General features: G+C 47.6%; 20 protein-coding genes. 17 read left to right on the top strand and 3 right to left on the bottom strand.

The genetic code is table 11. The annotated features are described in order from the left end of the window. Nucleotides 1-2: 2 nt before the first annotated feature. From rbsK to rbsB, 5 genes are read left to right on the top strand one after another with little or no spacing between them, the layout of a single operon-like run. Nucleotides 3-902, top strand: coding sequence for a ribokinase (rbsK, locus tag JJQ88_RS12035; RefSeq protein ID WP_210366148.1), 900 nt, complete (start codon nt 3-5; stop codon nt 900-902). Continuing rightward, complete coding sequence (rbsD, locus tag JJQ88_RS12030; protein WP_210366147.1) at nt 899-1,288, top strand: D-ribose pyranase; 390 nt, start codon at nt 899-901, stop codon at nt 1,286-1,288. Before rbsK ends, rbsD begins: the two co-directional genes overlap by 4 nt. Continuing rightward, nucleotides 1,288-2,799 (top strand): sugar ABC transporter ATP-binding protein, encoded by a 1,512-nt coding sequence (locus tag JJQ88_RS12025; RefSeq protein ID WP_210366146.1) that lies wholly within the window; start codon nt 1,288-1,290, stop codon nt 2,797-2,799. The genes rbsD and JJQ88_RS12025 overlap by 1 nt, the downstream gene beginning before the upstream one ends. After that, complete coding sequence (locus tag JJQ88_RS12020; protein WP_210366145.1) at nt 2,786-3,718, top strand: ABC transporter permease subunit; 933 nt, start codon at nt 2,786-2,788, stop codon at nt 3,716-3,718. The genes JJQ88_RS12025 and JJQ88_RS12020 overlap by 14 nt, the downstream gene beginning before the upstream one ends. 28 nt (nt 3,719-3,746) lie before the next feature. Next, nucleotides 3,747-4,673, top strand: coding sequence for a ribose ABC transporter substrate-binding protein RbsB (rbsB, locus tag JJQ88_RS12015; protein ID WP_210366144.1), 927 nt, complete (start codon nt 3,747-3,749; stop codon nt 4,671-4,673). Between the two features lie 143 nt (nt 4,674-4,816). Here rbsB and JJQ88_RS12010 read toward each other — a convergent pair whose 3' ends face one another. Continuing rightward, complete coding sequence (locus JJQ88_RS12010) at nt 4,817-5,509, bottom strand: C40 family peptidase (protein ID WP_210366143.1); 693 nt, start codon at nt 5,507-5,509, stop codon at nt 4,817-4,819. Between the two features lie 792 nt (nt 5,510-6,301). On the opposite strand from JJQ88_RS12010, the gene JJQ88_RS12005 reads away from it, so the two are divergent. Further along, entirely contained in the window at nt 6,302-6,952 is a 651-nt protein-coding gene (locus JJQ88_RS12005; protein ID WP_210366142.1) for a 5-bromo-4-chloroindolyl phosphate hydrolysis family protein, read from the top strand. Continuing rightward, the gene (locus JJQ88_RS12000) at nt 6,952-8,127 is read left to right on the top strand and encodes a toxic anion resistance protein (RefSeq protein WP_210366141.1); all 1,176 of its coding nucleotides are present in this window, start codon (nt 6,952-6,954) and stop codon (nt 8,125-8,127) included. The genes JJQ88_RS12005 and JJQ88_RS12000 overlap by 1 nt, the downstream gene beginning before the upstream one ends. A 189-nt stretch (nt 8,128-8,316) precedes the next feature. On the opposite strand, the gene JJQ88_RS11995 is transcribed toward JJQ88_RS12000, so the two are convergent. Continuing rightward, the gene (locus JJQ88_RS11995; RefSeq protein ID WP_210366140.1) at nt 8,317-12,237 is read right to left on the bottom strand and encodes a S8 family serine peptidase; all 3,921 of its coding nucleotides are present in this window, start codon (nt 12,235-12,237) and stop codon (nt 8,317-8,319) included. Nucleotides 12,238-12,457: 220 nt separating this feature from the next. Between JJQ88_RS11995 and yhfZ the strand changes: the two genes are divergently transcribed. The 10 genes from yhfZ (at nt 12,458) to JJQ88_RS11945 (ending at nt 23,504) form a co-directional block, all read left to right on the top strand. After that, nucleotides 12,458-13,390, top strand: coding sequence for a GntR family transcriptional regulator YhfZ (yhfZ, locus tag JJQ88_RS11990; protein ID WP_210366139.1), 933 nt, complete (start codon nt 12,458-12,460; stop codon nt 13,388-13,390). Between the two features lie 65 nt (nt 13,391-13,455). Continuing rightward, nucleotides 13,456-13,836 carry a PRD domain-containing protein gene (locus JJQ88_RS11985; RefSeq protein ID WP_210366138.1) on the top strand — a complete coding sequence of 127 codons (381 nt, stop codon included), beginning with the start codon at nt 13,456-13,458 and terminating at the stop codon, nt 13,834-13,836. Beyond that, nucleotides 13,833-14,192, top strand: a complete 360-nt coding sequence (locus tag JJQ88_RS11980) for a DUF2620 domain-containing protein (protein WP_210366137.1) — start codon at nt 13,833-13,835, stop codon at nt 14,190-14,192. Before JJQ88_RS11985 ends, JJQ88_RS11980 begins: the two co-directional genes overlap by 4 nt. 20 nt (nt 14,193-14,212) lie before the next feature. Beyond that, complete coding sequence (locus JJQ88_RS11975; protein WP_210366136.1) at nt 14,213-15,505, top strand: YhfT family protein; 1,293 nt, start codon at nt 14,213-14,215, stop codon at nt 15,503-15,505. A gap of 31 nt (nt 15,506-15,536) precedes the next feature. Continuing rightward, the gene (locus JJQ88_RS11970) at nt 15,537-16,454 is read left to right on the top strand and encodes a phosphotriesterase family protein (protein WP_210366135.1); all 918 of its coding nucleotides are present in this window, start codon (nt 15,537-15,539) and stop codon (nt 16,452-16,454) included. Beyond that, nucleotides 16,455-17,585, top strand: a complete 1,131-nt coding sequence (locus tag JJQ88_RS11965) for an aminotransferase class V-fold PLP-dependent enzyme (protein ID WP_210366134.1) — start codon at nt 16,455-16,457, stop codon at nt 17,583-17,585. It begins immediately after the preceding gene. A gap of 39 nt (nt 17,586-17,624) precedes the next feature. Then, on the top strand, nt 17,625-18,785 hold the full coding sequence (locus tag JJQ88_RS11960) for a YhfX family PLP-dependent enzyme (RefSeq protein ID WP_210366133.1): 1,161 nt from the start codon (nt 17,625-17,627) through the stop codon (nt 18,783-18,785). 2 nt (nt 18,786-18,787) lie between these two features. Then, complete coding sequence (locus tag JJQ88_RS11955; RefSeq protein ID WP_210366132.1) at nt 18,788-19,978, top strand: phosphopentomutase; 1,191 nt, start codon at nt 18,788-18,790, stop codon at nt 19,976-19,978. 202 nt (nt 19,979-20,180) lie between these two features. Next, complete coding sequence (galE, locus tag JJQ88_RS11950; RefSeq protein WP_210366131.1) at nt 20,181-21,194, top strand: UDP-glucose 4-epimerase GalE; 1,014 nt, start codon at nt 20,181-20,183, stop codon at nt 21,192-21,194. A gap of 447 nt (nt 21,195-21,641) precedes the next feature. Continuing rightward, complete coding sequence (locus JJQ88_RS11945; RefSeq protein WP_210366130.1) at nt 21,642-23,504, top strand: LTA synthase family protein; 1,863 nt, start codon at nt 21,642-21,644, stop codon at nt 23,502-23,504. A 40-nt stretch (nt 23,505-23,544) separates the two neighbouring features. On the opposite strand, the gene JJQ88_RS11940 is transcribed toward JJQ88_RS11945, so the two are convergent. After that, nucleotides 23,545-25,515, bottom strand: coding sequence for a cell wall-binding repeat-containing protein (locus JJQ88_RS11940; RefSeq protein WP_210366129.1), 1,971 nt, complete (start codon nt 25,513-25,515; stop codon nt 23,545-23,547). Nucleotides 25,516-25,550 lie beyond the last annotated feature (35 nt).

Below are 25,550 nucleotides of genomic sequence, written 5' to 3'. Positions count from 1 at the left end.
GGATGATGGCGAAAAGAATCACTGTCATTGGCAGTATCAATATGGATTTAGTGACACAGACGGACATTGTCCCGAAAATGGGAGAAACCGTCATCGGGAATCGATTTTTTACGATTCCCGGCGGAAAAGGGGCCAATCAAGCTGTAGCAGCAGCAAAAATGGGCGCAGACGTAAAGATGGTCGGGCTTGTTGGCGATGACGTTTTTGGCCAGGAGTACTTGCAGCATTTGCAAAAATATGAGATTGATGTGAGCGATGTGAAACCGGTTACACATGAAAAGACCGGGGTGGCGACAATCATTTTGGCAGAAGGGGAAAACTCGATCATCGTCGTCCCTGGAGCAAATGACCATCTGACGCCGGAAGTGGTGGCAGGCTATGAGGATGTCATAGCGGCAAGCGACCTTGTCCTTCTCCAGCTTGAAATACCGATGGAGTCAGTTGAACTTGCGGCAGGACTTGCCAAGAAGCATAAGAAGAAGGTCATCCTGAATCCGGCGCCTTTTAAGCCGCTATCGGGAACATTGATCGAAAATGCCGATTATATTACACCGAATGAATATGAAGCAGAGCTCCTGCTCCAGTCCGCCGCAAACCAGGATCTGATCAAGAAGAAGCTCATCATTACCAGGGGGGCGGAAGGCGTCGACTTCTTCGATGAAGGTGAAAGCATCCATCAAGATAGCTTCAAAGTCGAGGTCGTCGATACGACAGGTGCCGGGGATACGTTTAACGGAGCCTTGGCTGTTGCGCTCCTGGAGGATCGGCCGTTAAGCGAGGCTTGCGAAATCGCCGCAGCTGCCGGAGCTTTGTCCGTCACAAAGCTGGGCGCCCAGTCTGGAATGCCGACAAGGGCTGAAGTTGAATCATTCCTTCAGCAGAGAAAGGGTGAAGAAGCATGAAGAAGCAGGGAATCCTGAACAGCCATATTGCAGAAGTTTTAGCGAACATGGGCCACACCGATACGATTGTGATCGCGGATTGCGGATTGCCCATCCCCGAAGGCGTGAAAAGAATCGACCTAGCCCTGAAAATCGGTTCTCCAGGTTTTAAGGAGACGCTTGAAGCGATCATCGAGGATATGGCGATCGAAGAGGTAACCATTGCCGAAGAAATTTTTGAAAAAAACCCTGGAACTGCCGCATTGATAGAAAACCGTTTCGAGAAGATCGAGGCTGTGCCTCACGAGGAATTCAAGGTGAAAACAGCCAAAGCGAAGGCAGTCATTCGAACAGGGGAAGCAACTCCTTACGCAAATATCATTCTTCATTCCGGGGTGATCTTCTAATGGCTGGTTCTGAAATCATTAAAATGAAAGGGATTACAAAATCCTTCGGTCCTGTCCAAGTCTTGAAAAAAGTGGACTTTGACCTGAAAACAGGCGAAGTTCACGCCTTGATGGGGGAAAATGGTGCGGGAAAATCGACATTGATGAAAATCCTGACTGGGATCTATCAGAAGGATCTTGGCGAAATCAAAGTCAAAGGAAAGGAAGCAAGCTTCAAATCAGCTAAGGAAGCAGAGCTGGCGGGCATCACGGTCATCCACCAGGAATTGAATATCATTCCCTATCTGACCGTGGCGGAGAATATGTTCCTTGGCAAGGAAATCACCTTCGGGAAAACTGGGCTGATCAAGACGAAGGAAATGAAGAAAAAAACGAAGGAATATCTAAAACGGCTTGGCATCGATCTTGATCCCGAGGAAGTAGCAGGCAGCCTGTCTGTCGGACAGCAGCAAATGATCGAAATTGCCAGGGCTGTGGCCACCAATTCGGAAGTGCTGGTCATGGATGAACCGACAGCGGCCTTGACTGACCGGGAAATCGAGTCCTTGTTCAAAGTGATTTCCGGGCTCCGCGAGCAGGGGGTGGGAATCGTCTATATTTCCCATCGCATGGAAGAGATTTTCCGGATGTGCGACAGGATCACCGTGCTCAGGGATGGCCAATCGATAGGGACAAAAATCACCAAAGACACAAGCTTTGAAGAAATCGTCAAAATGATGGTCGGCAGGGAGCTGGGCGAACGTTTCCCGGCAAGATCAGCCAGGCCAGGGAACGAAAAAATCCGCATCGAGGATTTTTCTGCCGAAGGAGCGTTCGAGGATATTTCGTTTTCTGTCAGGAGCGGGGAAATCCTCGGTGTCGCAGGCCTGATGGGCGCTGGCAGGACCGAGATCATGGAGGGTATCTTCGGGAAAAGGCCGCTGAAGGGCGGCAGCATCTATATAGACGGAAACAAAGCACAGATCAGGCACCCATATGATGCCATCAAAGCCGGGATTGGTTTCATTACCGAAGACCGCAAGGATGAAGGACTTGTCCTCGGCCTGAGCGTCCGTGAAAATCTGGTCCTGCCGAGCTTGAAAAGGTTTTCGAAGAAAGGACTCATGTCCGATAAAAAAGAAGCGGATTACGTAAAAGGCATGATTGAAAAATTGAAAGTGAAGACATCCGGCGGGGAACAGATCGTGAAATCCCTGAGCGGTGGGAATCAGCAAAAGGTCGTGATCGGAAAATGGCTTGGCATTGACCCGAAGGTATTGATCCTCGATGAACCGACCCGCGGAGTCGATGTCGGAGCGAAGAAAGAAATCTATTCCATCATGAATGAACTGACAGAGAAAGGTGTCGCAATCATCATGGTTTCATCCGAATTGCCTGAAATACTTGGAATGAGTGATCGCGTCATGGTCATCCATGAAGGGAAAATGACAGCTATTTTTGACAGACAGGAAGCGGACCAGGAAAAAATCATGCAGGCCGCCACAGGGGGGAATATCCATGAAAAAAATTAGTATCTTCCAAAAGCTCGGACCGCTAATCGGCTTATTCTTAATCTTGATTATTTTATCTGTAATGAGCCCGGACTTTTTAAGAGTCAATAACATCTTTAACGTCCTTCGGCAGGTATCGATCAATGCATTGATCGCTTATGGAATGACATTTGTCATTCTAACCGGGGGAATCGACCTGTCAGTCGGCTCCATCCTCGCACTGTCCTCTGCATTGACAGCCGGGATGCTTGCAGGCGGGACCGATCCGATCCTTGCTTTGCTGATCGGTTTATTAGCCGGTACGGCCATGGGAGCCGTGAATGGTCTGATCATCACGAAAGGGAAAGTCGCTCCGTTCATTGCGACACTTGCGACTATGACGATTTTCCGCGGACTCACTCTTGTGTATACTGAGGGGCGTCCGATTACAGGGCTTTCGGATGCAGTGTCCTTCCAGATGCTTGGGAAAGGGTATTTCTTAGGGATCCCATTCCCGGTTGTCACCATGCTGGTTTCTTACGGGATCCTCTATTTCATCCTGCGAAAAACCACATTTGGACGAGGAGTTTACGCCATTGGCGGAAATGAAGAAGCTTCCTTGCTATCAGGTTTAAGGGTTGACCGCATCAAAATTGGCGTGTATTCGCTTGCCGGGCTTTTATCCGCGCTTGCCGGCATTACACTGACATCGAGATTGAATTCAGCACAGCCGACAGCCGGGGCGTCATACGAACTTGATGCCATTGCCGCAGTCGTGTTGGGCGGGACGAGTCTCTCAGGCGGCCGGGGCTGGATTTTTGGGACGCTGGTGGGCGCCTTGATCATCGGGGTCCTGAACAATGGCTTGAATCTGTTGAATGTTTCATCATTTTACCAGCAGGTTGTAAAAGGCGGCGTCATTTTGCTTGCAGTATTATTGGACCGCAAAAAAGCGGCTTAATAATAAAAATTTAAAGGGGGATTCACGAATGAAAGGTCTGTTGAAAGGTTTTTTGTTAGCGATTCTGGCAGTTGCGCTCCTTGCGGGATGTTCGCTTGAACAAGGTCCGAAGGAGTCTGAAGGCAAGAAGAAGGATGAGAAAATCAAAATCGGCCTCTCGATTTCAACGCTGAACAATCCGTTCTTTGTGACATTGAAAGAGGGCGCCGAAGAGGAAGCGAAGTCACAGGGCATTGACATTACAACAGTTGACGCACAAAACGATTCAGCGAAGCAGGTAAGTGATATTGAAGATTTAATCCAGCGCGGAGTGGATATCCTGCTGGTGAACCCGACTGATTCTGCCGCTGTCGCAGCAGCGATTGAGTCTGCCAACAATGCAAACATCCCCGTCATCACGGTGGATAGAAGTGCTGACGGCGGAGAAGTCATCGCCCACATCGCCTCAGATAATGCTGCTGGCGGTAAAATGGCTGGAGAGTTCCTCGCTGAAAAGCTTGGCGGCAAGGGGAAGGTAGTTGAGCTGGAAGGAATCCCAGGGTCTTCGGCGGCCCGGGAACGCGGAAAAGGTTTTAATGAAGCAATAGCAGGCGAAAATGGAATCGAGGTTGTCGCAAAGCAGCCTGCGGACTTTGACCGTTCCAAAGGACTTTCTGTAATGGAAAACATCCTTCAAAGCAAAAAAGACATCCAGGCCGTTTTCGCGCACAATGACGAAATGGCATTAGGAGCGATCGAGGCATTGAAAGCAGCAGGACTTGATGACGTCATCGTGGTTGGATTCGATGCAACAGACGACGCAGTAAAAGCAGTCGAGGATGGAAAAATGGGTGCGACTGTCGCCCAAAAGCCTGAATTGATCGGCCAGGAAGCAGTCAAGACCGCAATCAAAGTCAACAAAGAAGAAAAAGTTGAAGAATTCATCCCAGTAGAACTGGAATTGATCAAAAAATAACAGAGTCTTAACCTAAAGCAGGCAGCTCATCACTAAAGCTGCCTGTTTTTTATGGCGTGGAATCACTGGAGCAAGCAGTTGGCCTTCATTTCCATGCATGGCCCAAATAAAAAAAGTGGCCTCGTACAGCCACTTTGAATGTTCTATAATCTTTTTGCGCCAATAAATCTTTTTTTCCAGTATGAGTTATTCAGGCTTGAATAGGAAACGCCATTTGTAACAGAGTGGATCATTTGGCCATTGCCTATGTAGATCGCTACATGTGTTACTCTTTTTCCGCCGCCTGTTGCGTAGAACAGCAAATCTCCCGGCTGATAAGAGGTTACCTTTGTACCGGCTCTGCTGTACATGTCTGCAGCTGTGCGCGGCAGGGAAACGCCAGCCTTGCTGAATGAGTAGGTAACCAATCCCGAACAGTCAAACCCGCTTGGAGTGTTTCCGCCCCATTTGTATTTGACCCCAAGGTTGCTCTTGGCTACGGAGATGGCCGTCGCTTTATAATTGCTCGCTGCGGAAGCTTTTTTTGCAGCTGCCTTTTTTGCAGGCGCCTTTGAAACGCTCTTTGGAGCGATATATTTCGAACTTACATACCCTTTTTTCCCTTTGGCTGTAACCTGCGCCCATCCCTTGGACTGGGAGCTAACAGTCAACTGCTGGCCTTTTGCCAGTTTGGCGACAATGGCGCCGGAAGTAGAAGGTTTTTTCCTTACATTCAGGGAACCTGAATCGATTTTCACATAATACGTTTTTCCAGAGGCAGAGGCTTTATCGATCGACGGTGCAACAGTTGCTACTAAAGTGAAAAGCAAAAGTGCTGCTAGTATTCTCTTAAACAAGTAAGTTTACCCCCGTATGTCAGATTTAAACATAGTATATAGCGAGCGGGGTTACAGGCGAATAACAGGAAAATTACATTTAGATTACAAGTTTTTGCATAAAGCCTAAAAATCTTCCTGGAAACATCATTTTTTTCCTGAAAATCGCGTAATATAACTGTTTGGAATGTCAAAAAAGGTCAAATCCGCAAGCTGGGGGTTGAAATTTAATTGTGACAAAAATATAAATATCCCGACATAGAGAGAGGAATTTGAGGAAGGAGAAGATTGGAAGTTTCAGTATTTGAAATGCTGGATTAAAAGTCTTTCGTGCCTGACCCAGGCGGATACACTGGTTCCGGTGCCGGGGGTCAGGCACTGATTGTGGAAAGTTCATTCATGTTTGCTGCCTTTCTTGTTTTGTTTGCTGATGACGGTCAGTAATAATAGTTTTTCTTGTGGGCTCAGCATACTCCAGCTTCCGGCTTTGACTTTCATTTGATCACACCCCTTTAATTGTATGATTTTTACTTTTGTTCCTGTAATCTCTATATACCGCCTTCTCCTGTAAATGAAACAACAAAAGTTTCTACAAATTCCCAAGCAATTCATCAATCTGGGAAGGAGACTGTCGAATTTTTGTCCTGCCCTACGTCTCAAGCCCTAGTTTGAATTACGGATGCGGTCGGTGGAAATGGGGTGCAGGATGGAGTATTGTATAAATAAGGAAAACGTTTTTTATCTTTTACTGAAACATTCGTTTCCACCTATCCGTAGTAATAGGAAGGATTCTAAATAGGAGAGTCGATGTATATGAATACATTTGTTTCGTTCATAGTCCGGACAGCTGTAGCAATCCCGTCTTCCGTCTTCGTTTGGCTGGTCAGTTTCGCTGGGTTTGACCAGACGTTCCTGCTTTCTTCTTTATATGCTTTGATCGGGGGCGGCGTGGTCTATATGGGCATTGGCGCGTACATGAACCGCCTTTTCCTGAAAAAGCATGGCCTGACAAAGAAGGAATACAGATACATCAGGAAGAATCTTATAGATGCACAGCAGAAAATCAACAGGCTGCAAAAGGCTCTTTTCACGGTCCGCCATATCCGTTCGCTTAAACAGAGGATGGAACTTTTGCGGATGATCAAAAGCATCCAAAGGTTAAGCAAAAGGGAGCCGCGGAGGTTTTATAAAGCGGAGAAGTTTTATTTTTCACATCTGGACTCTGTCGTTGAACTATCCGAAAAGTATGCGTTCCTTTCTTCCCAGCCCGGAACGAATAGGGAACTGGAGCAATCGTTGTATGAGACCCAATATACATTGAAGGAACTGACTAAGGCCGTGGAAAAGGATATGCAGTATATCCTTTCCGATGATCTCGACCACCTCAACTTCGAAATCGATGTTGCCAGGCATTCCATCAAAAAGCTGGACGAAATTCCTGACGAAACCAGGAGGTTGAAATAATGGACGAAAAGAATACCAATCTGTTGAAGGACACAGATCACATCATGGATGATATCCTTGCCAATCCGTTCGGGGATGGACCAGAAATGCAGATGCAGACCGCGCGGCAGCAGGAAGCAAGGCCAGTAAAACTGATTGATGTCATCCCTGAGGAAAACAGGGCAAGGGCTTACCAATTGGCTGAACAAATAGACCCGAAGAACCATCAGGCGATGATCCAGTATGGCACACAGGCGCAAAGCAAGCTGCTGACGTTCTCCCATGCGATGCTCGAACATGTACAGAAAAAGGATGTTGGCGAAGTCGGCGAAATCATCAACGATTTGATGAAACGGCTTAGCGATATGAACCCAGAGGAATTGAGCATGGAAAAGAAATCGTTCCTATCCCGGATGTTTGGAAAGATTTCAGGCTCTGTCCAGGAAATCTTATCAAAGTACCAGAAGACTGGAGCGCAGATCGACCGGATCAGTGTCAAACTCGAAAGGAGCAAAAATGTGCTTCTTTCGGATATTGGCATGCTCGAGAAATTGTATGAGACGAACAAGGAATATTTCCATGCGTTGAACGTGTACATTGCTGCCGGGGAACTTAAGCTGGAAGAGCTGCACAATAAAACGATTCCCGAGCTGAAGCGCGCCGCCGAACAGACGCAGGACCAGATGAAGTTCCAGGAAGTAAACGATATGATCCAATTTGCGGACCGCCTTGATAAACGTCTTTACGACTTGAAGCTAAGCAGGGAGATCACGATCCAGAGCGCGCCGCAGATCCGCCTGATCCAGAACACCAACCAGGCGTTGGTCGAAAAGATCCAGTCTTCCATTGTCACGGCGATCCCTCTCTGGAAAAACCAGGTGGCCATTGCCCTGACATTGATCAGGCAGCGCCATGCAGTCGAAGCGCAAAAACAGGTGTCGAAAACGACAAATGAACTACTCCTGAAAAACGCCGAGATGCTGAAGACAAACACAATCGAAACCGCGAAGGAAAACGAACGCGGCATCGTCGATATCGAAACACTGAAGAAAACACAGGAAAACCTGATCACCACCCTGGAAGAAACCTTGAGGATCCAGGAAGAAGGCCGGGTGAAGCGCCGCCAGGCAGAACAAGACCTGTCTACGATGGAGAATGAACTGCGGCTGAAGCTGTTGGAGATCAAGGATAAATAACGAGGCAAAAAAGGGCAGCGGATCGTTGCCCTTTTTTGTTGTGGATACGGAGATTGCCGTCCGGCCAATAATGTTCCTTTACCCGTGAAAAATACTGAACATCGTCAGCCAGGAGTGGGCGTGCTTCGATAAAAACTTCCTAAAAAAAAGCCATCTGCAAGGATGGCTTTTGGACCGCTCTGTACTCTATTATTTGGCCTCGACGAATTTGGTGATCTTCAGGACATCGATTTTAGCATATTTGCCTTTGGATGCCTTTCGTTTCTTTTCCTTCACGATGATGGTAATCGTGTGGGATTTATTGCTAAGGTTTTTAGCGGTGTAGATTGGCTGCTTGTAACGGCGTGTTGCTGAATACAAGTCAACAGTCTTCACCTTTTTGCCATCCAGGTAGATGTCGGCAAAGCCGGATGCTGAATCTTTCATGGCCAGCACTGACACCCCTGTGCCTTTGAAAGTGTATTTGGCAGAGCTCTTGGCCTTGTTCGATTGTAAAATCGATCCGCCCGATGCCTTTGCAAACTTCTTGGCTTCCCATTTTCCAGTCCGTTTTACAAGCGAGGAGCCAATCTCGACGGATTGAGTCACCTGGACACTCATCGTCAATGTATACTGGCCCGAACCAGTTTTCGCACTTGGAACGAAGTAGTAATCCCCTGTTGCCGGCGCCTTGAATACGATTCGCTCGCTTGGCTTCGAAGTGGCTGCTATTGCTGCCGGCTTTGTTCCGTAAATTGTAGAAGTGCCAGGTTTGAACACGCTCAAGTTGAAATCGCTGCCGGAAGGGCCGGCCAGAAGGATTTCATACGTTTTCCCTTTTTCAAGGCGTTTTTTCCAGACATCGTGCGTATCCTTCAAAGATACATTCAATGTGCCTTTTGGTTTGCTGGTCTTCCATGGAACGCTGCTCTTGATGTCATCATCGTATTGGTAGGCTGCAGATAGGCTTGACATCGGTGTTTCCTCACCGTTCACCACCACGGAAACCGCATATTGATAGACCTTTCCAGCGCCCGCGGTCCTGTCCTCATAGGATGGGGAAGATGTTGTGCCAATCTTGATAAAACCGGGTTTTGACGCTTCTTTACGATAAACATGATAAGCGGCCAAGCCAGTCCACTTGACGGCAGACCATGTGATAACGGGCAGTTTCTTATCTTTGTGATAGGAGACCGCTGGCTTAATCGGATTGCTCTTGACGATGAAACGGTCGACGTTGATTCCCGCGGCACTTTTCCTGCCAGCAGGGTCGTTGCTGCCTGTCCAGGCAATTTTCACTTTATGTTTGCCGTACGAGCCAAAATCTTTCTTGAAAATGCTTTGTTTCGCCTTGAAAGAAGGGGAGTAGAGCGACACTGGCTTCTGTTTCACTCCATCGATGTAGACCTCGGCCATTCCTTGCTTGGCATCTTTGAAGCCCTGCCACTCAAAGCTATACCCGACAAAAGAGAAATGGGCTTCACCAGGCGAGTTCAAGAAACTGGCGGCAGAGTTGGAATGGTCTGGCTCCATTGAGACATCCCATTCGCCTTGATAACCAATAACAGGTGACTCGTTTTCGTAAATCCCCCCAAAGTTTCCGGCTGCAAGCTTATAATCGCCTTTCCCCTTGTAGGCATAGACATTGACGAAATAAAACCCGGTCACTGGCGCGATGAATTGGATCGCTTCATCGGATGTTCCCTCATTCTCGGAAAAGGCCACCAATCCATTGGCGTTCTGGACATTCTCCGATTCCTCATGGTAGACATACAGATCAAAATCCGTTCCCGCCTTTCCATTCAAAGCGAGGTTAAGTGCTTCACCTTCCTCTAGCATCACAGCGAAAACATCGTCCTTATCGGAAACGGCATCAAGGCTGCCTGGCTGGATATTCTTTGTCAGCGGCAATCCTGGAATGGTATTGTCGTTGAATGAATCAATCTTTGAAGACTTTACGATTTTACCTGTTCCGGCGAGCCCTTTCAAACCAGGAAGCGCAACCCCCTGGTGGCTCAAATAAAGTTTTGCGAACTCTGGCGGCATGCTTGGATAGAGCCCCGCGAACATGCCTGCTGCTCCTGTGGCATGCGGCGCTGCCATCGATGTGCCGCTGTAGTAGTCATACGCCTGGCTATAGTCGGAAAAGTATCCTAGTGCAAGCTTTGCATTAGGCTTGTTTGCCTTGATGAAATCAGCTGAAGGGAAAAGCATCACTTCATTGCTGACCTTGAATTCCGAACCTTCAAAGATCGACCCAGGCAAGCCTGCTGCATTCATATGCGGAGCCATATCAGGATAGACAGTCAGGTTCAGCATGGACTTCAAAAACTTTGAATCTTCGAGGCCCAATAGAGCATCCTGTCCGGAAAGCAGCAGGTTCCCGCCTGTTTTTAAGTAAGCTTCAAGCTGTGCAATATCGCTGTCAAGAAGTGTTCTCCAGTCATCCGTATTGATTCCGAATCCGTTCCCTGTAAACCAGATTACCGCCTGGTAATCGGCAAGCTTCTGTCCACCGAGGGATTTTTCAAGGGCGGATGAGGAATCGACCGTGATTGTGTCAAATGACGCACCATAATTTTTCAACAAGTCTTCATATACTGGGAGGAAGTCCTGGAAATAGGCTTCAAGCTCAGGTTCTCCCTTGAATTCTTCAGCTAGGTCGTGCTCATCATCCTGGACGATGAGGACCTTGGAGTTTGCTTTGTCTGCCAGCAGGTAATCCATTGTTTTGTTAAAAGCGGATTGGCGCTCGCTGCCGGAGAGCTTTTCAAACCCGATTCCATCCACTGCTGCTTTGAATCCGGATTCTGCTCCATCAACCTGGACAAATGCACCAAAATCGCCGATTACTTTCTTGATTTCATCAATCGGGAATTTCGGGACTGTGCTCAGGATGGCAGAGCCAGGGGCAGCGACATCCACCGAACGTTTCCCGTAATTTGAGAACCAGGCAAGCTTGCCCTGATTAGTCAGCGCAGCCACCGAAAGGATATTGGGGCTTTCAAAATTGGCAGGATAAGCGCCGCCTTCATCGATGTCCATGCCATCATTTCCGGCTGCAGCGACGAAGAGGCAGCCGCAGCTTGAAATCGCTTCTTCTAGCAGTGGGTCGTATTCGCCGCCGCCCCAGCTGTTATTTGTGATTTTCACGCCCATTTTCTTCGCATATTCAATGGCTGCGATGGCACCGGCCGTATTCCCACCCATAGGGCCAAGGAATTTGATCGGCATGATTTTCACATTCGGCGCCGCGCCGGCAACGCCGGTATTTGTGGCAAGGCTTCCCCCTTCAAGGGCAGCCGCAATCGTTCCGGATACATGGGTGCCATGCTCATCGCCGTCAAGCGGGTCATAGACCGTACCATCATTGTTATAGAAATCCCATCCATGGACATCGTCGATAAATCCATTCTTATCGTTGTCAATGCCGTCACCAGGGATTTCGCCTGGATTCGTCCAAATCCTCGACTTCAGGTCCGGATGGTTAATGTCAACACCTGTATCGATGACACCCACTACAACTTCTTTCAAGTTCCTGAATTTGGACCAGGATTCCGGGGCATCGATGTCAATATCAGGCACGCCGGATGTCCCTTTGATGGCCTGTCCTTTATTGTTCAGCCCCCATAGCTGGTCATCATAATTAGGAGCGATATCCGAGCCTGCGGAATAATATTTATAATTCGGCTGGACGGACTCGACAGCAGGATTGCCCTTCATCTCCTTTAGATAATCAGCCATTTTCTTCCCGGATGGGAATTTGACGACCTCTGAATTCAATGATTTGAATTGCTGGCCCTTTTTCAATGAATATTTTTTATAGAGGGAACTGATTTTCTCAGGGGTAGCATTTTTCTTATAAGTGATGATCAATTCTCCTGGAACTGCTTCCTGCTGGTCTGTCTTGCCTGATTTTCTTTCTTGCAATCTTTCTGCCAGCGAACTTTTGATCTTCTTTCCAGGTGGTACTCCAACACTTAAACTGTTTACTCTTGAATTGGTTGCCAACTGGCTTTTGCGTGTCTTCGCAGCCGTTTCGGCAGAACCTGGGCTTGCACCTGCCTGTAATAAACTAGAAAAGGCTAACATGGAAACGAGAGTCATAGAGAGCCACTTTTTCTTTTTCATCCGATACTCCTTTGTAAAATTAATAGATTGCTTAGATGGAATTATATAACATAATAGAATGGAATTTACAAAAAAGATTGCGACAAATCATGTCGAACATCGTAGAAAAAAAGCGGGAAAGATTTTCGGCAAATTTACTGAGGCACTTGTTTATTGAAAGCGCATCCGTTATACTTTAAATGTACAGAATATTGTATATTGATGTCGAGGTTGTGGTAGTATGAGTCGAATCGAGGAATCCCTCTATTCCAAGCATGGTTTGGCAGCGAAATACATTGCCAAAGAATTGATCGATGTGGCTGTCGGCCAAAGGATTCCCCGGGTCAGCGATTTTGCCGGGAAACTGTCACTGGGCAGGGGGACTGTCCAGGGAGCGCTGAAAATCCTGGAAGAAATGCGGGCAATCAAGCTGGAGCCACGGGGCCATTTAGGCACTTATCTGGTAAGGAGCGATCAAACTCTCCTGTATGAAGTGGCAGGCATCGGGCCAGTGATTGGCGTCATGCCCCTTCCATATTCACGGAAATATGAGGGACTGGCGACCGGAATCATAGAATCGCTTGAGAGGATCAATCAACGAACTGGACTGGCCTATATGCGCGGAGCGATACCAAGAACCGAGGCGCTGAAGTCGCGTCGATATGACTTCGCGATCATGTCGCTACTGGCAGCGGAAGAGGCGATGCGGAAAATTGACGGGCTTGAGATTTGCAAAACATTTGGACCTGAGACGTATGTAACCTCCCATAAAATTTTTTTCTCCGATGAACGCCATCATAGCATTGTTGGTGGCATGAAAGTAGGAATCGACTATTCTTCTGTGGACCAGGCTGAACTCACCTTGCTGGAATGCGAAGGGAAGAACGTAGAACTCGTCCAGGCGGGATACATGCAGCTGTTCTCGATGCTCAGCAAAGGAATCATTGATGCCGCTGTCTGGAATGCGGATGAGGAAAAAACGTGGCAAGCGTTCACTTCATCTGATTTCCATTCCGAAAAAGCCCGGCAGCTCGCTGCTAAGGCAACAACAGCCGTGATGGTGGCAGAATCCGTGCGTGAACGAATTAAACAGCAGCTTGAGCTGATTGATACCGAACAAGTGAAACAAGTACAAAATCTAGTTTTATCAGGAAAAAAACATCCCCACTATTAAGGAACAAGAAGTTCTTGTTTCTTATCGGATGAATATACTAAATACAGTATACTGGAGGCGAAAGAATGAATACAGAAGAATTAAATGAAAGGGTAAAAATTCTAGCGGAAAATGACGTGATTTCTTTTCGGGCTGCCGATCTGGCGAAGCAAGCTTTCAGACAGCTGCAGGAAAAGCTGCAAACAGAAGACATCCCGAATTCAGAAATGCTGTTTACCCATTTGGCAACGGCCATCACACGCATTGAAAGGGGGGAAGAAATCGGGGCGCCAATGTCTGGCATCCTCGAGGAAATCAAAACATCAAAGTTTTATCCAGATGCGCTCCATCAAATCGGCAGGATTGAGGAACTCCATCGGGACGCATTGCCAAAGGAAGAATGGGACTATTTATTGATTCATTACACAACTGTATTACAGCAATTTGAGGGAGGAATGAAAGAATGAAAATTGTGATTGGCGGGCAAGTGGATAAAAAAGAGATTGAAAGTTTAGTAAAGGAATATGACAGCACGATTGAAACGGTCATCAAGTCTGACCTGGATGCTGCGATGGCACTCAAATCCGGCCAGGCGGATTATTATCTTGGGGCCTGCCATACAGGAGGCGGCGGAGCGCTTGCGATGGCGATTGCCCTCCTTGGCAAGCCGAAATGCGAAACGGTATCGATGCCTGGCAAGAAGCCGGTTGCTGAAAAGGTTGTAAGCGCTGTCAACGAAGGGAAGGTTGCTTTCGGGTTCACAGCTGACCATAAAGAGGCTGCTGTCCCAATGATTCTCGAAGCAATCAAAAATAAAAACTAGTAATCTGGGGGGAAATCGGAATGGAAATGACATTGATTGTCTTGATCGGCGCTGTGGCCGCCGTATTGGCCAATATGAACATTGCGGTGTTCAATGACGGGCTGCGCCCGATTGTTTCTGAACACACTGAGGGGCGTCTGAACCGCAGGGATCTGGCGTTCACGGCTTTTGCGATGAGCTTTGGCCTTGTAATTGGATTCGGGATTCCTTTTACGCTTTCTGCAAGTATCATCCTTGTCCACAGTATCCTCCTTGGAACGGACATCATCGGCCTTTTGACACCGAAAAACAAATGGGGGACACCTGCGGCGGCCGTGATCGGCGGTGCCTATGGAGCTGGCCTGCTTGTCGGTTTGGAAGGCTTCGTCAAGTTATTCGATCATCTTCCACTTAATTTCATGGATGCGATGGGCCAGGTCGGCGCCCCTGTCGTTGTCACCTTCATGGCATTCCCGGCGCTGGCTGTCGCCATGCAGTTCAGCGTGAAAAAAGGAGTCATCACATTTATTGTTTCTGCGCTAGTCAGGCAGCTGGCTGTTTGGCTGAATACAAGCAAATTGCTGACGGTTTCCGGAACAGCGGTCACGTTGAACCAGGAAGGGATGGCACTCATAACAGGAATGGTCTTTTTATTAGTATTCGCCATGAAAGAAAAGCGGGATGAAGGTGCATCCATCGACCTTGCCGCTGTTTTCAGTGACAAAGTAGCCAAAATCAAAAAGAATGTCGCCTTTTTCATGGTGATCGGCGGTTTGATCGCAGCAGCGACGAATCTCGCCGTGATGGCCGGGGACCCGATTTCCCTTAACCTGCTGGCAGAAGGCAAGAATGCCGATGCTGGGATTGCCGCGGCTGCCCGCGCGCTTGGGTTCATCCCGCTGGTCGCAAGTACGGCAATTGCGACAGGGGTCTATAGCCCTGTTGGCTTCACGCTGATTTTCGTTGTTGGCTTATTCTCGCCTAATGTCTGGGTCGCTTTGATTGGCGGTGCCATCGTCATTTTCGGGGAAGTCATGCTGTTAAGCTCAATCGCGAGATTCCTGGATAAATATCCTGGTGTCCGCAACTCGGGGGAAAATATCCGCAGCGCGATGACAAAGATTTTGGAAGTCGCCCTATTGATCGGCGGCGCGAATGCCGCAAACGCCATCGCTCCTGGATTCGGTTTCTTCTTCATAGCAGGCTTTTACCTGCTGAACGAAGTTGCTGGCCGTCCGATTGTCAGGATGGCAGTAGGGCCTGTAGGCGCGATTGCTGTAGGAATCATTGCCAACATCCTCGTTGCGCTTGGTTTGATGGCAATCCCTCAATAACCGCAATACATGGATAAAGGAAGTGCAGCAGATGATTCAAACGGTTTTAGGAAAGATCAGACCTGAAGAACTGGGGATTTGCTCTGTTCATGAGCATTTATCGATTGACCTTTCCCGGATAAAAAAAGATCCGGATACCATTCTTGATGATGAACCCGGTATGCTGGAGGAACTGCGCGATTTCCGCCGTGAAGGCGGAAGGGCGATGGTCGAGGTCACGAATGATGGGATGGGGCGGGATGTTTTGCGGCTTAAAAGGCTAAGCGAGCAATCCGGCGTCCACATCATTGCGTGTACAGGGTTTTACAAGGACCCTTTCATCCCGGAGTATGCCCAAAATTGGTCAGCTGGCCAGTTCGCCGCGCATTTTATCAAAGAAGCGAAAGAAGGAATTGATGGCACCGGGATTTTGCCCGGTGTCATCGGCGAAGTCGGCACAAGCAAAAATGAGATCAAACCGATTGAGCGGGAGCTGCTGATTGGCGCCGCACTGGCCGGCAGGGAAACAGGCCTCCCCGTGACGACCCATACAACGCTGGGAACGCTTGGATATGAACAAGTCCAGCTCCTGACAGCCCATGGGCTCCCCGCCAATCAAATCATTATCGGCCACCAGGATTTGAACCCGAATTTCGCTGAAGTCCTGTCTGTCCTGGAAACTGGAGTTTATATTGATTTCGATACAATCGGCAAGGTGAATTACAGGCCGGACGAGGAACGGGTTGACTTCCTGCTTGAATTCATCAAGCGGGGGTTTGAAGAACAAATCCTCCTATCTGCAGACCTGACGAGGAAATCCCATTGGAAGAAGCATGGCGGCCCTGGGTATGGGCTGGTTCTCAGGGACTTCATTCCAAGACTGAAAGAACAAGGCGTGTCCCAGGAAACGATCGACCAATTCTTGATCGCCAATCCAGCCCGCGCTTTTTCCGTAAAGGAGAGATCATGAATGTCCGGCTATGATGCAAAGACGTTGAAATATGCAGATTCGGTACTGCCGAGTCTGTCCATTGAAGAAGCGAAAGAACTGCAATTCAAGCTTGTCCATATGATGAGCCGCCATTTCGAAGGGAAGCAATTTTTATCGATGGGAGATTTAGGCGTCTCCCCTAAGTGGAAACGGCCCGAGCAAACGGAACGGGTCGAACGGGCGATTGCCGATTTTTTCGGAACGGAGGCTTGCGCGCTTGCCAGGGGTGCGGGAACAGGAGCGATCCGCATGATCCTGAGCGCGCTCTTATCTGCTGGTGATAAAATGCTGATCCATACTGCCCCGGTCTATACGACGACAAAAGAAACCATCCGCATTCTCGGTATCCATACTGAGCAGGTTGACTTCAATGACCTTGCCGCTGTTGCCGAAACGGTGGAGACGACGGATTGCAAAGTGTTCTATATCCAGCACGCCCGTCAGCAGCCGACGGATACCTACAGACTGAAAGCGGTGATCGAGGTGGTTAAGGCAAGCCGCCCGGATCTTCCGATCGTCGTCGATGATAACTATTGCGCATTCAAGACACCGGGAATCGGGGTTGAGTATGGCGCTGACTATTCCACCTTCTCTGGCTTCAAGGTGCTTGGCCCCGAAGGAATTGGAATCATTGCCGGGAAAAAGGAAGCGCTCGATGTCATCCACGAACGCAACTATTCAGGCGGCGGGCAGGTGCAGGGATATGAAGCGATGGAGCTGCTGCGGATGATGACATTCGCCCCTGTTTCACTCGCGATTCAAAATGAGCAAGTCGAGGAGCTGTGCCGGCGCCTGAATGAAGGGGAGGTGCCGGGAATAAGAGCTGCCTACATGACAAATGCCCAATCGAAAAATGTGATTGTCGAACTTGAACAGCCGATTGCCCAAAAAGTGATTTCGTTAAGCGACAGCTGCGGAGCGGCAACCCATCCAGTCGGAGCGGAATCAAAATATGAAATCATCCCGATGATTTATCGGGTATCGGGAAGCTTCATCGAGTCGCAGCCGAAGCTGAAAGAGTATGGTTTGAGAATCAATCCGATGAAGGCCGGCGCAGCGACGATTGTCGACATCCTGAAAAAGGCGATACCGGCTGCGCAGGAACAATGATTGAACATCAGAGAATCCCAATGTAAGGGGGCAAGCTTCGTGTTTTTAGAGGTAACGAAAAGGAGAAACCCAAAACTCATCCAGGCAGGAGTCACCCTTCATCAAAATGGCGGGATTCCGCCCAATACGTATGTGATCGACCTGGATGTCTTACAGGAAAACGCCCGTCTCCTCGCTCAATCAGCGAAGACCCATGGCGTACAGCTTTATTTCATGAGCAAGCAGCTCGGCCGGCTTCCGCAAATCGGGCGGCTGATCGCTGATAACGGCATTGAAAAAGCCGTGTCAGTTGAATTCGATGAAGGGAAAAGATTGTTTGAGGCAGGTGTGGCAATTGGCAATATTGGGCATCTCGTCCAGCCAGGCAAGCACCAATGGGCTGAAGCCTTATCCTGGAACCCAGAAGTGGTCACGGTTTTTTCCATTGAGAGGGCAAAGCAGGTAGCAAATGAAGCGGCCAGGCAAGGAAAGGTCCAGGACATTCTTTTAAAAGTCTATGGAGAAAACGACCTCATTTATCCGGGACAGGAGGGTGGTTTCCGGTTGGAAAACCTCCCCGGAAGCCTTGCCGAATTGTCCGCATTGCCAGGAATCCGGGTTGCCGGAGTGACCACCTTCCCGAATTTCCAATTATCCCGGGACCTTCAGGCGATGGAGCCGACGGAAAATTTCACTACCCTGCTGAAAGCGAAGAAAATGCTGGAGGAAAACGGGATGAAGGCAGAGCAGGTCAATGGCCCAAGCGCGACTAGCTGCGAAACGATCCCCTTTTTGGCAGAGCAAGGTGTGACACATGGCGAGCCGGGACATGCCCTGACAGGAACGACTCCTTTGCACGCTTACAAGGACCTTCCCGAGAAGCCGGCGATCATTTATGTGACAGAAGTTTCCCATGAGGATGAGGAGCATCATTATGTCATTGGCGGCGGCTATTACGGAAGGTCAAACATCACCGGCTGCCTTGTTGCGGACAATGAAGAAGCGATTTTGGAGCAAAAGGTCCAGGCATTTGAATGTGCTCCTGAAGCCATCGATTACTATGGAAAAATAGGCAAACCAGAAGATTTCACAGTGAAAACGGGGGATACAGCCATCTTCGCCTTCAGGACACAGTTATTCGTCACCCGGGCCCATATTGCCCTTGTCAGGGGAATCCAGGCCGGGAAGCCCGAGCTGGTCCACTTTGAGAGGAAGTGTTAGGAATGGGAAAGCTGATTTTACTCGTCATCGACAGCTTCGGGATCGGGGCGATGGAGGATTGTGCAGAATTCAATCCACATGACTGCCGCGCAAATACGTACAAGCATATCCGGGAAACAGTCGATCACCTGAACATACCTGTCATGTACAATCTGGGATTAGGGACACTGGTGGATGGGAAAATCCCTCCACGGACGGCTTATGGACGGTCCAAATTAGCGCATCATGGCGCCGATACCTACCTGGGGCACCAGGAAATCGCCGGCAGCTGTCCGAAGCAATCAACAAAGCGACTGATGAAGGACATCCATGAGAACCTGGCTTCAGCCCTTCGCTCCGAAGGTTATGAAATCGCCTATCCATGGAAGGACCGGCCAGTCTTTACAGTGGACAATGCAGCAGTAGTCGGGGATAATCTGGAGTCCTCGCTCGGAAACATCATCAATATATGCGCAGACTTTAACAAGATGCCATTCGATAAGCTGAAAAAGGTAGGCAAAATCGTCAGGGAAAATGTGGACACAAGCAGGGTAATCGCCTATGGAAGCCCAAGGACTTCCATTGACCACATCCTTTCTGTCGTAAAAGAAAAGCATCCAGGCCAGTGGGGTGTCGACAGCCCGAAAGCAAAAGTGTATGGCGATGGCTATAACGTCTACCATATGGGTTATGGGGTCAATATTGACGGCCAATTCCCGATGATTGCCTCAAGACATGGCCTTAAAGTATACCGCATCGGAAAAACAGCAGACGTCCTCCATGGAGAAGGGCCGGCATTTCCGCTTGTCGAGACAAAAGAAGTGCTCGGCAAGCTAAAGGAAGCGTATAAGGAAGAAACAGGAGATGCCGCCTTCCTGGTGAACGTACAGGAATCCGACCTCGCCGGGCATTCGGAAGATCCCCGCTGGTACGCGGAAATCCTCAACTATACAGATGCCTGGCTTGCCGGCTTCATCCCTGAAATGGAAGAGGATGACCTGATCATCATCATGGCAGACCATGGGAATGACCCAACCATCGGCCATTCCAACCACACCCGCGAATACGTCCCGATCATGATCACAGGCAGAAAAGTCAGACAGAAAAACATAGGAACAAGAACAACCATGGCAGACGTCGGCGCCACGATGAGCGACTACTTCGGACTGCCGGCGACGGATCAAGGCGAGAGTTTTTTGGAGGGGGTCCTGTGAATTACATGATATACTAGACTACGAAGAAGGAATCCCCATTGGATTCCTTTTATTTTGGAATTAAGAATTATTTTTAAAGTATGAACCCCCTCAGCTTTTTTGCAATCTGTTTTTTTGTTATGATTTATTCTATAATCAATCCTAATGAGTTGTGTTTATTTTAAGTCGTTACCGGCTTCAAAATCAGGAGGTAAATAAAATAATGGCCATTTTAGTAACTGGCGGTGCGGGCTATATTGGCAGCCATACTTGTGTGGAACTGCTTGATGCAGGAAAAGAGGTTGTCATTGTCGATAATTTTTCTAATAGCAAACCGGAAGTGTTAAAGCGGATCAAGGAAATCACAGGAAAAGATTTCAAGTTTTATGAAGTGGATTTGCTTGACCGCGATGCCTTAGCGACTGTATTTGCGGAAAACCAAATCGAAGCGGTCATTCACTTTGCGGGATTAAAAGCGGTAGGAGAGTCTGTTGCGAAGCCGCTGCAATACTACCATAATAACCTTACTGGTACACTGATGCTGTGCGAGGTGATGCAGGAGCGTAATGTAAGGAACCTAGTATTCAGTTCATCTGCGACGGTATATGGCATGCCTGAAAAGATGCCGGTCTCCGAGGACTTCCCGCTTAGCACGACGAATCCTTATGGCAGCACCAAGCTGATGATCGAGCAAATTCTAAGAGATTTGTATGTTGCTGACAATAGCTGGAGCATCGCTCTCCTCCGCTACTTCAACCCGATTGGCGCTCATGAGAGCGGCCGTATTGGGGAGGACCCCAATGGGATCCCGAACAACCTGATGCCATATATTACGCAAGTGGCTGTTGGTAAACTTGAAGAATTGCAGGTATTTGGAAATGATTATGACACCATCGATGGAACCGGTGTCCGTGATTATATCCATGTAGTCGATCTTGCGACAGGCCATTTGAAAGCATTGGATAAAGTAATGAATACTGCCGGAGTGGATGCCTATAACCTTGGCACCGGGCAAGGTTACAGTGTTTTACAGCTTGTCAAAGCCTTTGAAAAGGCGTCCGGCAATAAAGTGCCATACAAAATCGTCAACCGGCGCCCTGGAGATGTAGCGGTTTGCTATGCCGACCCTGCAAAAGCAAAAGCTGAACTAAGCTGGGAGGCTGAAAGAGGAATCGAAGAGATGTGCCTTGATTCCTGGAGATGGCAGCAGAAAAATCCGCACGGATACACAGATTAATTGTTCACCTTAAAAACCTGCTTGGCAAATCAAGCGGGTTTTTAGGTTCAAAATAAGATAAACAATAATTTAATCCAGCCGAGAAATGAAATCCACAAAGGAATACTTAATGTGACTCCCCAAGAGAGCCCGGTTATGAAATTACCTTCATGCTCCAACATTATCACGCCCTCGGATTTTTTTACTATAATACCCTGACCTAGTACATTTAATCTCCTTTGTATATGGGTAATTTCCTTTTTTGATTCCAATTTCCTTTTATTTTTATGCCCAAAAAAGTTACAAAGTTTTTATAATTATCATTCAAAGATAATAGGGAAAAAGTAGAATTCATACGATATTTAGTAAATATTGTTTATTAATCTTTAAATATATGTAAATTTGTGTTAGTAATAAAAGATGAAAACCTTATTTTTGGAAATAAGTAATAAGAGAAGGTGCATCCTTTTGAAATTCCCATACAGTAAGAAATTTTGGCTATATAGCCTGGTCCTCTTCCTTGTAATTACTGTTGCCTGGGGACTGAAGACTTTATATTTTGTCCATGAGCTTGAATTGGTCCCGCACAAAAAATTCATACTGTTCGCATCCGGCGGATTCAGTCTAGCACTGCTCAGCCTACTTGTCTTAAAGAAATCTAAGTTGAGTTTAATAGTTGCCAGTTTGTTATATATTCTTTTCAATATCCTCCTTTACGCGGATGTTGTCTATGAAAGATATTATGATGCGATTCTTCACATTGAATTGGCGGGCCAGGCAAACCAGGTCGGTGAGGTGTTTGATTCCGTCATCAGCCTGATTTATAAAACGGATTATGCTTACTGGGTGGATGTTCCGGTTGTATTACTCTGCTTTTTCTGGTTCAACCGAAAAATGCAAGGAGAAAGGAAATCCTTTCTATCAACCGCTTTTTTTGGGACAGGTGTTGTAATGTTATTGTTCACAGCCTTTTTCCCGTTGAAAATGACTTTTTCAGATCAGTATATGGTTTCGTTAACTGGAGTCATTCCTGCACATATTTACACTGCGAGCCATTCGCTCCTTGTAGATACGGCTGCAGGCGAGCTGGTTAGTGAAGATTCGGCTAAATTGAAAGAAATCAGAAGTGAATTCAGGAAAAACCAAGAGCTGCAGAAACTCTCTCCTTACTATGGAAAATTCAAGGGGAAGAACCTGATCATGATCCAGGCAGAGTCGTTAAATACGTTCCCAATCGGGCTGCAGGTTGAAGGCGAAGAAGTGACCCCTCATATAAATGAGCTGATAGCTGCAAGCCATTATTACCCCAAAACCTATCTGCAGATTGGGCGGGGAAATACTTCGGATGCTGAATTCGTGGCGAATAATTCTTTATATCCAATGTCGACAAAAGGAATATACAAAACATATCCCCAAAATGATTATCAATCCCTGGCAACAGTTATGAAGAAATTAGGTTATCAAACCAGCGCGGCTCATGGAAACAGCCCTGATTTCTGGAATAGAAGGGCCGCCTATGGGAAACAGGGATTTACAGATTTTTACCATAATGGCCATCCTCTGGTTGATGACCGCGAAAATATTGGAATGGGAATTTCCGATGAGAGCATGTTTTCCCAGATGGTGGAAGTCTATAAAAAGAGCGAGAAGCCTTTTTATAATTTTATTATCACTCTCAGTGTGCATCGGCCATTCGAACTGCCAGAGGAGTATCAATCCCTGAAACTCCCGGATGAATTTGAAGGTACCTCAACAGGCCATTATCTGCAAAGTGTCCATTACTTTGATAAAGCCGTTGGCAAATTCATTGCCGATTTGAAAAAGGAAGGTCTCTGGGATGAAACGATCTTTGTTATGTACGGGGATCATTATGGGTTGCTCCCAAAAGACCAGCATGAAGTGAAAAACCTTTTAGGTGTTCCATTTGGAGAGAAAGAACAGTTCAATGTTCCGCTGATCATCCATCATCCAGGACAATCTGAAGGGAAGGTGAATGAAAAAACGGCGAGCCAAATGGATATATACCCAACGATTTCTTCTTTATTAGGAATAGAAGAACCGCTGTTTCAATTCGGGAAACCGCTCGATATCAAGCAAGAGGGCTTTGTTGGCTTTGCTTATGAAACAACAAAGCATACGTTCTATTCGGGTCGCTATAACTACCATGCTTCTCATAAAGGAACATTTGAAGCAGGAACTTGTCTCGATAATAAAGCGGGCGAGGCAACGGATTTAGAGGCCTGCCGCCCAGGCTACAACAAGGTAGTGAAGGATATTGAAACCTCAAGTTTCATCCTTGAAAACAACTTGATCAAGGAGATTATGAAGTAATGGAAAAAGGGATTCCTGCGAAAGGAATCCCTTTTTCCATTTATTTGTTCAGGGCATAGATAATCCCATTACCAACAGATCCCGTTCCGCCGAGGACCACGTAGCTTCTGTCCTTTCGGCTTCCAAGAACAGCTGCGACTGAACCTGGCAGTGCATCTCTGCCTGTAAGCAATAATGTTGTATTTTCTTTTGCAATCAGAACCGATCCGCTTAAGGCATCAGCAAAGGTTGAACCTGTCGCGATGAACAGTCTGTCAGCCTCTGGAAAATACTTTACATGGATATTCAGGGCTACCTCATACCTGTCTTTTCCCCCGATTCGAACTGGTTTAACCAAATGGCTATACACCGTCTTATTTACGCTGGCTTCACCGCCGACGACGATGGTCTCTTCGACTGGCCTGCTTTTTAAAACTTCGGCTGTCTCCACTGGAAGTTTGTCTGGCTTCGTCAATAGAATCGGGATGCCCTGTTTTGCGGCATAAGGAGCGATGGCTAGAGCATCAGGAAAGTTGATGCCGTTTGCGACAACTGCCTTTTTGAACGTTCCTAATTGCAGGGCGATATTCCGTGAAACTTCGAATCTATTTTTGCCGCCTATCCGTTTCACGCGCTTCCCCATAGTCTTCAATTCGTTCTCAACCTTGCCGCTGATGCTCCCTGTTCCTCCGACTAGAATGACCTCAGTTGCGCCTAAACGTGTAATTTCTTTCTTTGTTGCGGGATGTAAGCTTGACTGTCCTGTTAAAAGAAGCGGCGCATTTTTTTTGTATGCCAACGGTGCGGCTGACAAAGCGTCCGCGAAGGCATTGCTGTTACTGATGAATACAGTCGAGGCTGATGGCCAGCCCCTTTTTGATGCTTTCGCAGCAACCTCGAATCGGTCCATTCCTGAAATCCTTTCAGGACTTTGTGGTGACTGGACCATCCCGTAACCAAACCATGGATCCCTTCCTGGTGTGCCCAAATCGATTGCCGTTTTCCTCATTTGTTCCCTAAGTCTGGCATTTGACATGGAAGGGTACATTTCTTTTAATAATGCAAGATTCCCGGTCACGAAACCCGCAGCCATCGATGTTCCATCTAACCTGGCATATCGATTGTTCAAATATGTGCTAAGGATTCCAACACCGGGAGCGGCATATTCGATAGCATTACCGGTTGCAGAAAAATTCCCTCTTCTTTTTTGCTGGTCAACGGCAGAAACGGCAATAACTGAATCATACCTTGCCGGATAGGCTACATTGTCGCCGTAGCCTTCAGCATTCCCTTCATTCCCGCCAGCCGCAACGATCATGACGCCTGAGTTATACGCTTTTTTGATGGAATATTCAAGTGCTGGCGAATGGTCAAGTGAACCCAGGCTGAGATTGATGATATCGATATTATTCGTGATCGACCAGTCAATCGCTTTAACAATATCCGTTAAATAACCGTCCCCATTCTTATCAAGCACCTTTACAGCGTAAAGCAGGGCCCCAGGTGCAACACCTACCGTTCCGATGTCATTATTCCGCGCGGCCACGATACCGGCTATGTGGGTTCCGTGGCCGTTGTCATCGGAAAATGAGCTTGTATATGGCACGAAAGATTTCCCCCCGGCAATTTCCAGGTCTGGGTGAGGGGAAATGCCTGTGTCGATGATCGCTATTTTAATATTTTTTCCGGTAAAGCTGGCATGCCAGGCTTTTTGCGCCTGTACAGCAGTAGTGCTCCAATCTGAGGCTTGCGCTGCTGCCTCGGCTTTTTGTTCATTCTCAATTGAAATAACCGTCTTTGCTGCTGAAAAATCCCCAATCCTATCATTTGGTATTTCAATCAACGCAACAGGGATGTTTTCATATCTTTCAATAATAGTAGAACCAGTCTCTTTTATGACATTGTCATCGATCATTTCCTTGAATAAAACTAATTTTTGTACTTTGTTGTTTGGTGGAGATCCTTCAGGATGGGTGGGAAATACCAAGGAAATTGCAATAAGGATGCTCGCCAATACAGATAACTTTTTCATGAAAGTTTGCCCCTTTGATGTAACTTGCTGTGCTA

Source organism: Bacillus sp. REN3, from assembly GCF_017912555.1.
In the GTDB taxonomy this organism is placed as follows: domain Bacteria; phylum Bacillota; class Bacilli; order Bacillales; family Cytobacillaceae; genus Mesobacillus.
This window is presented reverse-complemented; position numbering and strand designations above follow the sequence as displayed.

What these genes read in the sequence shown, in the direction of transcription:
- rbsK (WP_210366148.1), top strand. Translation starts at nt 3, where the DNA reads ATGATGGCGAAAAGAATCACTGTCATTGGCAGTATCAATATGGATTTA.
- rbsD (WP_210366147.1), top strand. Translation starts at nt 899, where the DNA reads ATGAAGAAGCAGGGAATCCTGAACAGCCATATTGCAGAAGTTTTAGCG.
- JJQ88_RS12025 (WP_210366146.1), top strand. Translation starts at nt 1,288, where the DNA reads ATGGCTGGTTCTGAAATCATTAAAATGAAAGGGATTACAAAATCCTTC.
- JJQ88_RS12020 (WP_210366145.1), top strand. Translation starts at nt 2,786, where the DNA reads ATGAAAAAAATTAGTATCTTCCAAAAGCTCGGACCGCTAATCGGCTTA.
- rbsB (WP_210366144.1), top strand. Translation starts at nt 3,747, where the DNA reads ATGAAAGGTCTGTTGAAAGGTTTTTTGTTAGCGATTCTGGCAGTTGCG.
- JJQ88_RS12005 (WP_210366142.1), top strand. Translation starts at nt 6,302, where the DNA reads ATGAATACATTTGTTTCGTTCATAGTCCGGACAGCTGTAGCAATCCCG.
- JJQ88_RS12000 (WP_210366141.1), top strand. Translation starts at nt 6,952, where the DNA reads ATGGACGAAAAGAATACCAATCTGTTGAAGGACACAGATCACATCATG.
- JJQ88_RS11995 (WP_210366140.1), bottom strand. Translation starts at nt 12,237, where the DNA reads ATGAAAAAGAAAAAGTGGCTCTCTATGACTCTCGTTTCCATGTTAGCC.
- yhfZ (WP_210366139.1), top strand. Translation starts at nt 12,458, where the DNA reads ATGAGTCGAATCGAGGAATCCCTCTATTCCAAGCATGGTTTGGCAGCG.
- JJQ88_RS11985 (WP_210366138.1), top strand. Translation starts at nt 13,456, where the DNA reads ATGAATACAGAAGAATTAAATGAAAGGGTAAAAATTCTAGCGGAAAAT.
- JJQ88_RS11980 (WP_210366137.1), top strand. Translation starts at nt 13,833, where the DNA reads ATGAAAATTGTGATTGGCGGGCAAGTGGATAAAAAAGAGATTGAAAGT.
- JJQ88_RS11975 (WP_210366136.1), top strand. Translation starts at nt 14,213, where the DNA reads ATGGAAATGACATTGATTGTCTTGATCGGCGCTGTGGCCGCCGTATTG.
- JJQ88_RS11970 (WP_210366135.1), top strand. Translation starts at nt 15,537, where the DNA reads ATGATTCAAACGGTTTTAGGAAAGATCAGACCTGAAGAACTGGGGATT.
- JJQ88_RS11965 (WP_210366134.1), top strand. Translation starts at nt 16,455, where the DNA reads ATGTCCGGCTATGATGCAAAGACGTTGAAATATGCAGATTCGGTACTG.
- JJQ88_RS11955 (WP_210366132.1), top strand. Translation starts at nt 18,788, where the DNA reads ATGGGAAAGCTGATTTTACTCGTCATCGACAGCTTCGGGATCGGGGCG.
- galE (WP_210366131.1), top strand. Translation starts at nt 20,181, where the DNA reads ATGGCCATTTTAGTAACTGGCGGTGCGGGCTATATTGGCAGCCATACT.
- JJQ88_RS11940 (WP_210366129.1), bottom strand. Translation starts at nt 25,515, where the DNA reads ATGAAAAAGTTATCTGTATTGGCGAGCATCCTTATTGCAATTTCCTTG.